Consider the following 12,421-nt stretch of genomic DNA (forward strand, 5'->3'; position numbering starts at 1 on the left):
GGCAGACCAGGCTTCGGCCTTGGAATCGAGCTGGTTGTGCGAAGGAGCAGATGTAGACATGTGAGGGCAACAATCCCGTAAAACCACAGGCCGCCCAGAGCAGAAGTTTGGCGTGACGGCTGTGCAAAGCAGAAACGGGGATTTTATCGGGCTGACCCGGCTTGGGCGCCACTGCACCCCAGAGCCATTGCCGGCCACTGCGACAAAACACCCGTCACACCGGACACACTCACCAATCAATAGCACCCTGCGCTTGATGAATAAGGCCTGCAAGCCTTCTCTTCCGAGGCGTAGAAATCCGGCAGCATCCACCCGGTTTCTGGCTTGCGCGGACAATCACGCTGTCTCCGTTCACTCTCCTCCAAGGCCGCTGCCCGAGCGGCCCACGCGCCACCCGGCATGCATTTGCGCTCACCCCTGATTTCCGGCCTCGGTTTTGCACTGGCCGCCTGCGCGCTCTGGGGCGCGATTTTTCTCGTGCCGGCCATGCTGCCGGAGTTCTCTCCGCTGCAGATCACCTTTGGCCGCTTCGTGCTCTATGGCGTGGTGGCCTTGTGCGTTTTTCTGCCTCGGGCCACACAGCTGCTGCCCCGGCTGCAGGCGTCCGATATCCGGCATCTGGTCTGGCTTGCCCTGACCGGCAATGTGGTGTACTTCGCCCTGGTCGCCACCGCCGTGCAATGGATAGGCATGGCCGTGACCTCGCTGATCGTGGGCCTGGTGCCCGTCACCGTGCCGCTGATGGGACGAAACACCCATGGCGCGCTTCCGCTGCGCCGCATGCTGGCACCCATGGCGCTGATTCTGGCCGGCATCGTGCTTGTCAACGCCCATGCGCTGACCACGGGGCCCGCAGGCAACCAAGGCCGCTATCTGCTGGGCGTGCTGATGGCCGTGCTGGCCATGCTCTGCTGGAGCCGCTATGCGCTGGACAACACCCGTTACCTGGCACAAAGCCGCTTCAACGGCACGGAGTGGTCCACGCTCTGGGGTCTGGTCGTCGGGCTGATCAGCGCCTTGCTCTGGTTGCTGCTATGGCTGATATCGCCCGAGGCCAGCGGCGCCGGCAGCCCCGACATGGCGGCCCGGCGCTGGCAGCTGTTCTGGCTCCTGAACCTGGCCGTGGCCATCCTCTCGTCCTGGCTGGGCAACTGGATGTGGAATGCCGCCAGCCAGCGCCTTCCCATCACCTTCGTGGGCCAGCTGCTGGTGTTCGAGACCCTGTTCGCCCTGGCCTACCACTTCCTCTATGAACAGCGCCTGCCCCTGCTCGCGGAACTGGCCCCCATGCTACTGATTCTCGCCGGCGTGGTCTGGTCGCTCAGACGCTTTCAGGCCGCAGGCCGGGCCTGAGCCTCGGTTTGAGTCAGCACAAACGCTGATGCATCCAACCGACAGATGCCGCACAAATTGCCGCCGCAGCGCATCTCCGCACCAATAATCGCAGGACTTACGCCAATTCGGACAGGAATGTCCCCTGTGCGTTTTTTGTTCACCCCGATCCGCCTCCAAGATACAGGACTGCTACAGACCGCCCGTGCCCATTTCACCGCTCATCGCCGCCCCCCCCGCCTCGGCCCGCCCGGCCCTGGTGTTCGACGCCTGCAATGCCGGTGTGGTGCTGCGCGCCGTGCTGTTTGTGCAGGTGGTGGTGGGCACGGCCGCGATTTATGGTTCGGAATCGCTCTGGGAGTGGTTCTCCAGCGCGGCTCTGCTCACCGGTGCCTGCCTGCCCGGCACCCTGGTCTGGCTGATCACGGCCTGTAGCCTCAAGCACCAGCTGCAGCGTCTGGGCACGCGCGGGCAATACCTGGCCGGCGTGCTGCTGGGCGCCCTTGCAGGCCTCTATGCCTGCGGCATGCTGTTCTTCATCGGCATGGACAAAACCCCCTGGCTGGCCAGCGCCGTCACGGGCGGCCTGCTGGCCGCCCTGCTGGTGACGGCTCTGGTGCTGCGCGCGCGCGGCAACACACCGGCGCAGACCCAGGCCCGCCTCACCGAGCTGCAGTCACGCATCAGACCGCACTTCCTGTTCAACACCCTCAACAGCGCGATTGCGCTGGTGCGCGCAGAACCAGCCAAGGCCGAAGCCTTGCTCGAGGATCTCAGCGACCTGTTTCGCTACGCGCTGGCCGAACCCCATCTGACCACCACGCTGGCACAGGAGATAGAGCTGGCCCAGCGCTATCTGTCCATCGAGCAGGTACGCTTTGGCGATCGCCTGCAGATGCAGTGGCAGCTCGACGAAAGCGTGCACGGAGCGCTGCTGCCGCCGCTGCTGCTGCAGCCGCTGGTCGAGAACGCCATCCGCCACGGTGTGGAGCCCAGTGCGCGCGGAGGCAAGCTGCAGGTCCGCACCGAAAGGCGCGGCAATCAGGCACTGATCCAGATCATCAACACCTTGCCGCCCGCCAGCGCCGGGCCTCAAAGCACCGGCCATGGCATGGCCCTGGACAACGTACGGGCCAGGCTGTCGCTGCTGCACGATCTGCAAGGCAGCTTCAGCGCCAGGGCGCGAGACGGGCTGTATGTGGTGCGCCTGAGCGTGCCTTTGCTGCAGGCTGCGCCAAAACCGGGAGAATCCCGCCATGCACATTCTGATCGTTGACGACGAAGCTCTGGCACGCGCCAGACTGCGCACTCTGCTCGGCGACTGCGCACATGGCCCCCACCATATCCAGGAAGCCTGCGACGGCGAACAGGCCCTGCAGATACTGCGGGCCGCACAGCCCGCCCCCGTGCAGCTGGTGCTGCTGGACATCCACATGCCCGGCCACAACGGGCTGCAGCTGGCAGCATCACTGGCAGAACTGCCCCATCCACCCGCCGTCGTATTCGTGACGGCGCATGCCAGCCATGCGCTTCAGGCGTTCGAGCTGGATGCCGTGGACTATCTGACCAAACCCGTACGGCTGGAGCGCCTGCAGCAGTCGTTGCAGAAAGCGGAACGTGCCCTGAGCGCCCGCAGCGTCGTGGACAACGGCCCCGTGCTGGTGATTCAGGAGCGCGGCGGCACGCTGCGGCTGCCGCTGTCCGAGGTACGGTTTCTCAAGGCCGAGCAGAAATACATCACCGTGCGCACCGTGCAGCGCAACTACATCCTCGACGGAGCGCTGGCCGATCTCGAAACCCGCCATGGCGAGCACCTGCTGCGCATACACCGCAACGCCCTGGTGCTGCGCGCGGCCCTGCGCGGCCTCGAAAAATATGACGACCCCCAGGAAGGCGAAGGCTGGAGACTGCGCCTGCAGGGCGTGAGCGAGCTGCTGCCGGTCTCGCGCCGCCAGCTGGCGGCGGTCAGGTCCGAACTCAAGGATATCGGACTTGCGCCAACACGGATGCAACCACGGCCCGACTGCTGAGGCAGCCGTCCTGCCCGAACCCCTTCTTCGGCGTTCGCGAGATGTCTTATGAATGAAAAAACCGGCTGGAAGCCGGCTTTTTCCCGTGCTGCACGCGCCGTCAATGCCCGTGCCTGTGGGCCGCTTCACGGCTGGCCGCGGGCGCGGGCGCAGGCACATGCCCGATGTCGGCTTCATGATCGTGGTGGTCGTGCTCGTGTCCATGGTTGTGCGCCGCGCCGCTCATCACCGTCACGATGACAATGCCCAGCAGCAGCCAGAAGACCTGGGCAGCGGTTTCCTTGGCGCTCAGGCGCTTTTGCAGCTGGGGGATCAGGTCGGCCAGCGCCACATAGATGAAGCTGCTCGATGCAACGACCAGGAAATACGGCAGCAGCTCGTGCAGCTGTCCGATCAGGAAATAGCCGGCCACTCCGCCCAGCGTGGTCACGGCCCCTGCCATGGACACCTTGATCAGCGCCACGCGACGGTTGCTGCTGGACTGGCGCAGCACCACGATATCGCCCATATGATGCGGCACTTCGTGCGCCAGCACCGACAGGGCGGCGATCAGGCCCAGACGGATATCGGCCACGAAAGCCGAAGCAATCAGCACGCCATCGCCAAAGCAGTGCACGCTGTCGCCCGTCAGAATGGCCCAGCCGCCCTTGCCATGGCTGTGACCATGCGCGTGCTCGCCGGGGCCATGCTGATGATCGTGATCATGCTGTTGATTGCGACCATGGTCGTGGTGCGCAGAGGCATGCCGGTGGTCGTCGCCATGGGAATGCTCATGGCCGTGGTGCCAGAGTTCGGCCTTGGACAGCAGGAAGAAAAACACCAGCCCGATCAGCAACACCACAAACAGATCATGGGACTTGCCGTGGCTCTCGAACGCTTCGGGCAGCAAATGCATGAAGGCCGTGGCGAGCAAGGCTCCCGCGGCCAGGCTCAGCAAACGCTGGGGCATCAGCCCTGGTTTGCGTCCTCCCCCCAGACTCATCAACAACGCGGCCACCCAGACACTGCCGATACCGGCAGCCAGGGTGGCCAGAATAATTGCTACCAATGTCATAGCTTTATATGGCTTAACCGCAGCCTTTTACAGGCGAATCCTGGGGATTTTCGCAGAATGGGCCGCCCGACGCGGCCCGCTGGTGACTATCCCCATACCGTCAGCCCCGGATGCGCATGACGTGCAGGGCACTCCGGGCTTTCTTTCACCTTAGCAAAGCTGTCAAGCCCCCCGGGCCGAAAATTTCAGCGAATGAGACATCAAGCCACGCCATGCTGGTTGAACCAGGTCAGCATGCGGGCCCAGCCGTCCTGCGCGGCCTGCTCGCGGTAGCTGGGACGATAGTCGGCATGAAAGGCGTGGGGGGCCTCCGGGAAGACCACGAACTCCGAAGCCCTGGCCGCCGCAGAGCCGGTCTTGAGAGCGGCCTTCATGGCTTCGACCGACTCCAGCGGAATGCCCGTATCCTTGCCGCCATACAGGCCCAGCACCGGTGCCTTGAGCTGCGCCGCCAGATCCAGCGGATGGCTGGGCTGCAAGTCGTTCCTGTTGCCCTGCAGACGCCCATACCAGGCCACGCCGGCCTTGAGCGGGGCATGTGCGGCATACAGCCAGGTGATGCGTCCGCCCCAGCAAAAGCCGGTGATGGCCAGCTTTCTGACGTCGCCGCCCTGGCCGCCCGCCCATTGCACGGCGGCGTCCAGGTCGGCCATGACCTGGGCATCGGGCACCTTAGCGATCACTTCGCTCATGAGCCTGGCCATCTCCGCATAGGCCATGGGATCTCCCTGGCGCACGAACAGATCGGGGGCGATCGCCAGATAGCCGGCACGTGCCAGACGGCGGCAGGTGTCGGCAATGTAATCGTGCACGCCGAAGATTTCGGAGATCACCAGCACCACCGGCAGATTCCGCTTGCCCGCAGGCATGGCCCGGTAGGCCGGCAGCTTGAAGCCTTGGACATCGATGCGGACCTCTCCTGCCGTCAGACCGTCGACCGGGGTGCTGATGGCCGTCTGTGCCATGACCGGGCCGGCAGCGCAGGCGTAGCCCACGCCCAGACCCGCCCCCAGGGCAGTGCGCAAGGCCGCGCGGCGGCTGGGCTGAGCCTCGGCGCTGCTGCCGAGCAAACCCTGCATATCCTGAGCGATGTCTTCATACTTCATGGATCCTCCTTGGGTTGATGGAATTTCAGAACGTGTCGACGATCTCCAGCCAGCGCGGCCCGCGCCGCAAGCGGGGCTGGCCATGCAGTCTAAGGCCAGTGCCTTGCAGGGACCCCGAACGGGTTGGCGTTCTCAGGCCAGCCAGCGCAGCAGTGCCGCCGCAGCGGCACCCAGAATCACCACCAGCAGGAACGGGGCCCGCAGCCACAGGGCCAGCGCCGCCACCAGCAAGGCACCCAGTCGCGCGTCCAGACTGATGTGTGTGCCGCTGGCCAGGGTATTCATCACCGTCAGCGAAGCCAGCAGCGCCACCGTCAGACAGGCCGCAATCTGGGCCATGCGCGGACTGCGCATCCAGCGCTCGGGCAGGCTGTAGCCCAGCAGCTTGGTCACAAAGGACAGCGCGCAGGCCAGCAAGATCCATTGCCACAGAGACAGCGTCATTGCCCGGCCTCCGAAGGTCGCACCCAGCCCCAGAAGGCCCCCAGGGCCGCAGCCAGCAGGATCGGCACGCCTGCGGGAACCCAGGGTATGGCCACCGCCGTGACCAGTCCGCAGCCCAGCGCCAGCGCCACCGGCTCGCGAGCATTCAGGCGCGGCCAGAGCAGGCCGAGAAAGGCCGCCACCGCGGCCCCGTCGAGACCGAAGCGACGTGTATCGCCCAATGCGTTGCCCATCAGCGCGCCGAGCAAGGTGAACAGATTCCAGAGCAGAAACACCCCTGCCCCGGCGACCCAGAAGCCGCGCCGCTGCTCCGCCAGCTCTTGCTGACCCGATGCCGTGGCTGCCGATTCGTCGATCGTCCAATGCGCGGCCAGCCAGCGCTGCACGCCCTGGACGCCCAGCAGACGGCTCATCTGCATGCCGTAGATGGCATTGCGCACCCCCAGCAGCGAGGCTGCACTCACGGCCGCCATGCCGCTGCCGCCGCCCGCCACCACGCCGATGAAGGCGAACTGCGAACCGCCCGTGAACATCAGCGCGCTCAGCGCCATGGTCTGCCAGAGGTTGAGGCCCGCCGCCACGGACAGCGCGCCGAAGGAGATGCCGTACAGCCCCGTCGCCACCGAAATCGACAGCCCCATGCGCACGGCGGGCGTCATTGCAAAGCCTTTGGACAAGATATTTCCCGCAACAACCTGGAACAATTCAGGAGCTTATAGCGCTTGTAAACAAAGCACTTCAGGTCGAAAACAACCTGAAGTGATTTTTCATAAAGCGCAAGCAGCTCACTTTTTTAAGGAGCCACCCCGGCAAGACCTGGGCGCCCCCGGGACGAAAGCGTATCAATGCGCCTTTTCCCAGCTGCTGCCAAAGCCGATCTCGGCCAGCAGCGGCACGGACAGATCGGCCACCCCGGCCATGATGGCAGGGATCTCGGCCTGCACCCATTCCCTGGCGGCTTCGGGCAGCTCGAACACCAGTTCGTCGTGAACCTGCATGATGACCAGCACCTCGGGCTTTTCGGCATCCAGCCTGGCCTGCACGGCCACCATGGCCTTCTTGATCAGGTCTGCCGCCGTGCCCTGCATGGGGGCATTGATGGCCGCGCGCTCGGCCGCTTTCTTGCGCGGGCCGTTGCCGCCATTGATCTCGGGCAGCACCAGGCGGCGACCGAACACGGTCTCCACATAGCCCTGGGCATGAGCCAGCTCCACGGTCTGGTCCATATAGCGCTTCACGCCGGGATAGCGCTGGAAGTATTTGTCGATATAGGCGGCCGCAGCCTTGGTCTCGATGCCCAGGTTCTTGGCCAGGCCGAAGCTGCTCATGCCGTAGATCAGGCCGAAGTTGATCACCTTGGCATAGCGGCGCTGCTCGCTGCTGACCTCGTCCACACTCACGCCGAAGACTTCGGCGGCCGTGGCGCGGTGCACGTCCAGGCCATTCCTGAAGGCGCTCAGCAAGGCTTCGTCGCCCGACAGATGGGCCATGATGCGCAGCTCGATCTGCGAATAGTCGGCGCTGGCGATCAGCTTGCCCTCTGGGGCCACAAAGGCTTCGCGCACGCGTCGGCCTTCGGGCGTGCGCACGGGAATGTTCTGCAGATTGGGGTCGTTGCTGGACAGACGCCCCGTCACCGCCACAGCCTGGGCGTAGTGGGTGTGCACGCGGCCGTCGCTGGGCAAGGCCATCTGCGCCAGCTTGTCGGTGTAGGTTCCCTTGAGCTTGGACAGGCTGCGATGCTCGAGCAGCTTGGCGGGCAGCGGATAGTCCTCGGCCAGCTTTTCCAGCACTTCCTCGTCCGTGCTGCGCGCGCCGGTGGCGGTCTTCTTCACCACGGGCATGCCCAGCTTGTCGAAGAAGATCTCTCCCAGCTGCTTGGGCGAGGACAGATTGAAGGGCTGGCCCGCAATCTCGTAGGCCTCTTCTTCCAGCTTCAGGATGCGCGCGCCCAGATCGTTGCTCTGCCGCGCCAGCTCGCCCGCGTCGATGCTCACGCCATTGCGCTCGATGCGGAACAGCGCTTCGCTGGTCTGCATTTCCAGCTCGTAGATATGCAGCAGACCGGCATGGACCTGGATGCGCGGCCACAGGGTCCTGTGAACGTCCAGCGTCTGGTCGGAGTCCTCGCAGCTGTAGGCTGCAGCCTTGTCCACGGGTACCTGGGCAAACGGAATCTGGCTCTTGCCCTTGCCGCACAGGTCTTCGTAGCTGATGCCGCTGCGGTTCACATGGCGCAGCGCCAGACTGGTCAGATTGTGCGGACGGTCGGCTTCGAGCACATAGGACTGCAGCATGGTGTCGTGTGCATAGCCGCGCACGGTGATGCCGTGGTTGGCGAACACATGCTGGTCATATTTGACATGCTGGCCCAGCTTCTTTTTGGACGCATCCTCCAGCCAGGGCTTGAGCCTGGCCAGCACCTGCGCCATATCGAGCTGCTCGGGCACATCCATGCCCTCGTGGCGCAACGGGATATAGGCGGCCTCGCCCACGGCCACGCTGAAGGAGATACCGACGATGCGCGCCACCATCTCGTCCAGCGAATCGGTCTCGGTATCCAGCGCGGTCAGCTCGGCGGCGTCGATCTTGGCCAGCCATTCATCGAGCTGCGCCTCGTCGAGAATCGTGGTGTAGAGCACATCGCGCTGCTGGGCCGCCACGGCCACCTCGGTCGCGGCCGCGTCATCGGCATCGAACAAACCGCCCTGGGCACTGTCTGCCCTGGCAGCCTTGCCGGGCCTGGCCGCCTTGGCGTCGGCCGCTGCGGCGCCCAGGGTGCGCACCAGGCCCTTGAAGCCATACTTCTCATAGAACGGCACGAGTGCGGCGGTATCCGGCTCGGCCAGCGTGATGGCGTCGAGCTGCGGCAGGCCGCTGATGTAGGCGGACAGATCGCAATCGGTCTTCATGGTCACCAGCTGGCGACTCAGCGCCAATTGGCCGCTGGCAATCGCATCACGCAGATTCTGGCCCGCGACGCCCTTGATGCCTGCCGCATTGGCAATCAGATTGTCCAGGGAGCCGAACTCCTCCAGCCACTTGGCAGCGGTCTTGGGCCCGACCTTGGTCACGCCGGGCACGTTGTCCACCGTGTCGCCCACCAGGGCCTGATAGTCGATCATCAGGGCTGGCGGCACGCCGAACTCGGCCGTCACCCCGGCCACATCGCGCTTCTTGCCGTTCATGGTGTCGATGATGGTCACATGCTCGCCCACCAGCTGGCTCAAGTCCTTGTCGCCGCTGGAGACGATGACCTGTATGCCCTGCCCCGCCGCGATCTGCGCCAGCGTCGCGATCACGTCGTCGGCTTCCACACCGGGCACGGCCACCACCTTCCAGCCCAGCATGGCCACCACCTCGTGGATGGGCTCGATCTGGCTGCGCAGATCGTCGGGCATGGGCGAGCGCGTGGCCTTGTACTCGGTGTACATCTCGTCGCGGAAGGTCGGCCCCGAGGCGTCGAACACGCAGACGGCGTAATCGGCCTGCACGTCCTTCCTCAGCGCCTGCATCATGTTCACCATGCCTCGAATGGCCCCCGTGGCCGGACTGGCCGGGTCGCCGGGAATCGCCCTCAGGTCGGGCATGGCGTGGTAGGCGCGGTAGAGGTAGCTGGAGCCGTCCACCAGCACCAGGGTCTTGGAATTGCTCATACCCCGGATTGTGCACGCGAGCCCGGCTCCCCCGGCCCTCAGGGCGATGGTGGATAGCGCCTGGTGGGACAATTCGAAGTCGCCCTACAATCCACACCATGCGCGCTGCACCACTTTTCATCCTCCTGAGCCTGGCCGCCGGATCCGTTCTGGCCCAGTCCCCCTCTCCTGCGCCGGCCGATGCCGCAGTCGCTCCGGCCCCCCAGGGCCGGCAGGACAATACGGCGGCAACCGGCAAGCACAACCAGCGGATCGAACATATCCGCGTGGAAGACGCAGGCAGCCGTGTCGATGAAACCCGCGTGGGCGGCCAGACCCAGAGCATCACCGTGCAACCCAAGGTCGGCTCCATGCCCGAGTACGAGGTGCAGTCCAACGACGGCGCCCGCGCAGCGCGCAACCGCGACCACAACAGCGGCGACACCACGGGCACCCGCGTCTGGAATTTCATCAAGTTCTGACGCGCGGCGCGCTGCCACCCCATTCATGACAGGGCAGTGCTTCAAAGCACTGCCCTGTTGCGCATAGACACCTTCTCCCTGCTCGTTCGGTCGGTCGCCCCAGACCGGCGCACTCACCATGGCCGTTTTCACCGAAGTTACCGATAAAGATGCACGCGATCTGCTGCGCCGCATGTCCCTGGGCTCGTTCAAGGAATTGCGCGGCATTCAAGGCGGCATTGAAAACACCAACTACTTCCTGACAACCGACCAGGGTGAGTGGGTGCTGACACTGTTCGAGCGCCTGAGCGCCGAGCAGCTGCCGTTCTATCTGTACCTGATGAAGCATCTGGCACGGGCCGGCATTCCCGTGCCGGACCCGCAAAGCGAGACCCGCAGCGGCGACATCCTGCTCAAGGTCTGCGGCAAGCCCGCTTCCATCGTCAACCGCCTGGCCGGCAAGAGCCAGCTGGCCCCGGCGGCCGTGCACTGCGCGGCCGTGGGCGACATGCTGGCGCGCATGCATCTGGCCGGCCAGGATTACGACCGCCAGCAGCCCAATCTGCGCGGCCTGCCCTGGTGGAACGAAACCGTTCCCGTGGTCCTGCCGCATCTGCGCGAGGAGGCCGCCGCCATGCTGCGTGCCGAGCTGGCCTACCAGAACCATGTCGCGGCCTCGGCCAGCTATGCGGCCCTGCCGCGCGGCCCCGTGCATGCCGACCTGTTCCGCGACAACGTGATGTTCGACGGTGACCGGCTCACCGGTTTCTTCGACTTCTATTTCGCGGGCGTGGACACATGGCTCTTCGATCTGGCGGTCTGCCTCAATGATTGGTGTATCGATCACGCAACAGGTGCCCATGACGCCGGGCGCGCCAAGGCCATGCTCGCGGCCTACCAGGGCGTGCGCCCGCTGGCCGCTGCCGAGCGCGAGCTGCTCAACGCCCAGTTGCGGGCCGGCGCCCTGCGTTTCTGGATCTCCCGCCTCTGGGACTTCCATCTGCCGCGCGAAGCCGCCCTGCTGCAGCCCCACGACCCCACCCACTTCGAGCGCGTGCTGAGCCAGCGCATCGCCCATCCCCTGACGCTGGATTGAGCCCCGGCCGGGTGCCAAGAAGCCCGGTGCTCCGGGGCTTTTGATGGCCCCGACCAGCCGTCTCGGGTACAGTGCAGGAGCGACTTTTGCACGCTCTCGCAAAAGTATTTCAGCCTCTTCCATGAAACTTCAAATCGTTCCACCCGGCACCGGTCTGCAATGGGTGCTGCAGGGCCTGCGCACCTTCAGAAGCCAGCCCCTGGCCCTGGCAGCCCTCTTCTTCCTGGGCATGGCCAGCATGTCGCTGATCTCGGCCCTGCCGCTGATCGGCCCCGTCATCGCGCTGGCACTGCTGCCCTGCATCTCGCTGAGCATGATGGTCGCGGCCTCCGAAGCCGCCCACGGTCGCAAGCCCACACCAGCGCTGCTGCTGGTGTCTTTTCGCTCCGGTAGCCAGCACCTGCACTCCATGCTGATCCTGGGCGGCCTCTATGCCGCCGGCTTTCTGCTCATCATCGGCGCCTCCAGCCTGGTCGACGGCGGCACGTTTGCCAGCGTCTACCTGGGCCAGACTCCCATGTCCCGCGAACTCGCCGAGGAGCCCGAGTTCCAATCCGCCATGTGGCTGAGCATGTTTCTCTACCTGCCGCTGTCGCTGGCCTTCTGGCATGCGCCGGCGCTCATCCACTGGCATGGCATCAGCCCCGTCAAGTCGCTGTTCTTCAGCTTTGTCGGCTGCATCCGCAACCTCGGTGCCTATGTGGTGTTCGGTGTCTGCTGGATCGGCGTGTTCATCGTCTCCGGCATGGCCCTGGCCATCGTCACCGGCATTCTGGCCATGCTCGTCGGCAGCATTGCCGGGGGACTGATGGTGGCAACGGCCCTGATGCTGGCGGCCATCTTTTTCACCTCCATCGTGTTCACCTTCCGTGACAGCTTCAGCCCGCCCGACACCGAGCAGACGCTGATCGACAACGCTCCGCCCGCACCGGATCTGTAAGCGCCAGCGGCAGACCATGCAAGCCCCGCCCACCAGGCCGGGGCTTTTTTGCGCCCGGAAAAGGTCTGCGCCCGCCTCCCAGGGCAATCACGTCCTTCATGCCGGTGTCATCAAGCAGCCACGCCGCTGTCATATTCGTTTCCTAGGATTCGCAGGACTGAACAGGGCATGCATCTCATGTCCTGGCATTCATCCCATTCAGCGCGGTCCCCGGTCTGCGCTTCACCCCCACACTGCGAAACTCTCATGGCACAAAATCTGCTCAGCCGTCGTAAGGCCCTGCAACTCTTTTCCGGCGCTCCCCTGCTCCCCCTGGGTTCGGT

11 protein-coding genes are annotated in these 12,421 nt (G+C 65.0%); 6 read left to right on the plus strand and 5 right to left on the minus strand.

Annotated features, from left to right (window positions below):
- Window positions 1-399 precede the first annotated feature (399 nt).
- From E2583_RS21705 to E2583_RS21715, 3 genes are all read left to right on the plus strand, one after another.
- The gene (locus tag E2583_RS21705; RefSeq protein ID WP_291598551.1) at window positions 400-1,353 is read left to right on the plus strand and encodes a DMT family transporter; all 954 of its coding nucleotides are present in this window, start codon (window positions 400-402) and stop codon (window positions 1,351-1,353) included.
- Window positions 1,354-1,537: 184 nt separating this feature from the next.
- A complete protein-coding gene (locus E2583_RS21710; protein WP_291598552.1) occupies window positions 1,538-2,608 on the plus strand; it encodes a sensor histidine kinase in 1,071 nt (356 codons plus the stop codon).
- Window positions 2,589-3,362, plus strand: a complete 774-nt coding sequence (locus E2583_RS21715; RefSeq protein WP_291598554.1) for a LytTR family DNA-binding domain-containing protein — start codon at window positions 2,589-2,591, stop codon at window positions 3,360-3,362. The genes E2583_RS21710 and E2583_RS21715 overlap by 20 nt, the downstream gene beginning before the upstream one ends.
- Window positions 3,363-3,462: 100 nt before the next feature.
- Here E2583_RS21715 and E2583_RS21720 read toward each other — a convergent pair whose 3' ends face one another.
- The 5 genes from E2583_RS21720 to polA form a co-directional block, all read right to left on the minus strand.
- Window positions 3,463-4,416, minus strand: coding sequence for a ZIP family metal transporter (locus E2583_RS21720; RefSeq protein WP_291598556.1), 954 nt, complete (start codon window positions 4,414-4,416; stop codon window positions 3,463-3,465).
- A gap of 200 nt (window positions 4,417-4,616) precedes the next feature.
- The gene (locus E2583_RS21725) at window positions 4,617-5,522 is read right to left on the minus strand and encodes a dienelactone hydrolase family protein (protein WP_291598558.1); all 906 of its coding nucleotides are present in this window, start codon (window positions 5,520-5,522) and stop codon (window positions 4,617-4,619) included.
- 132 nt (window positions 5,523-5,654) lie between these two features.
- Complete coding sequence (locus E2583_RS21730) at window positions 5,655-5,966, minus strand: AzlD domain-containing protein (protein ID WP_291598560.1); 312 nt, start codon at window positions 5,964-5,966, stop codon at window positions 5,655-5,657.
- A complete protein-coding gene (locus E2583_RS21735; RefSeq protein ID WP_291598562.1) occupies window positions 5,963-6,643 on the minus strand; it encodes an AzlC family ABC transporter permease in 681 nt (226 codons plus the stop codon). Before E2583_RS21735 ends, E2583_RS21730 begins: the two co-directional genes overlap by 4 nt.
- Window positions 6,644-6,808: 165 nt before the next feature.
- Entirely contained in the window at window positions 6,809-9,622 is a 2,814-nt protein-coding gene (polA, locus tag E2583_RS21740; protein ID WP_291598564.1) for a DNA polymerase I, read from the minus strand.
- 98 nt (window positions 9,623-9,720) lie between these two features.
- Between polA and E2583_RS21745 the strand changes: the two genes are divergently transcribed.
- From E2583_RS21745 to E2583_RS21755, 3 genes are all read left to right on the plus strand, one after another.
- Window positions 9,721-10,083 (plus strand): hypothetical protein, encoded by a 363-nt coding sequence (locus E2583_RS21745; RefSeq protein ID WP_291598566.1) that lies wholly within the window; start codon window positions 9,721-9,723, stop codon window positions 10,081-10,083.
- A gap of 118 nt (window positions 10,084-10,201) precedes the next feature.
- Window positions 10,202-11,158 (plus strand): homoserine kinase, encoded by a 957-nt coding sequence (locus E2583_RS21750; RefSeq protein ID WP_291598568.1) that lies wholly within the window; start codon window positions 10,202-10,204, stop codon window positions 11,156-11,158.
- A 121-nt stretch (window positions 11,159-11,279) separates the two neighbouring features.
- Window positions 11,280-12,098 carry a BPSS1780 family membrane protein gene (locus E2583_RS21755; protein ID WP_291598570.1) on the plus strand — a complete coding sequence of 273 codons (819 nt, stop codon included), beginning with the start codon at window positions 11,280-11,282 and terminating at the stop codon, window positions 12,096-12,098.
- The last annotated feature ends 323 nt before the right edge of the window (window positions 12,099-12,421 follow it).

The organism is Comamonas sp. (assembly GCF_009360615.1).
Taxonomy (GTDB): Bacteria; Pseudomonadota; Gammaproteobacteria; order Burkholderiales; family Burkholderiaceae_C; genus Comamonas.

Coding starts and splice junctions, on each gene's coding strand:
- E2583_RS21755 (WP_291598570.1), top strand. CDS start 11,280: ATGAAACTTCAAATCGTTCCACCCGGCACCGGTCTGCAATGGGTGCTG.
- E2583_RS21745 (WP_291598566.1), top strand. CDS start 9,721: ATGCGCGCTGCACCACTTTTCATCCTCCTGAGCCTGGCCGCCGGATCC.
- E2583_RS21720 (WP_291598556.1), bottom strand. CDS start 4,416: ATGACATTGGTAGCAATTATTCTGGCCACCCTGGCTGCCGGTATCGGC.
- polA (WP_291598564.1), bottom strand. CDS start 9,622: ATGAGCAATTCCAAGACCCTGGTGCTGGTGGACGGCTCCAGCTACCTC.
- E2583_RS21725 (WP_291598558.1), bottom strand. CDS start 5,522: ATGAAGTATGAAGACATCGCTCAGGATATGCAGGGTTTGCTCGGCAGC.
- E2583_RS21750 (WP_291598568.1), top strand. CDS start 10,202: ATGGCCGTTTTCACCGAAGTTACCGATAAAGATGCACGCGATCTGCTG.
- E2583_RS21705 (WP_291598551.1), top strand. CDS start 400: ATGCATTTGCGCTCACCCCTGATTTCCGGCCTCGGTTTTGCACTGGCC.
- E2583_RS21715 (WP_291598554.1), top strand. CDS start 2,589: ATGCACATTCTGATCGTTGACGACGAAGCTCTGGCACGCGCCAGACTG.
- E2583_RS21730 (WP_291598560.1), bottom strand. CDS start 5,966: ATGACGCTGTCTCTGTGGCAATGGATCTTGCTGGCCTGCGCGCTGTCC.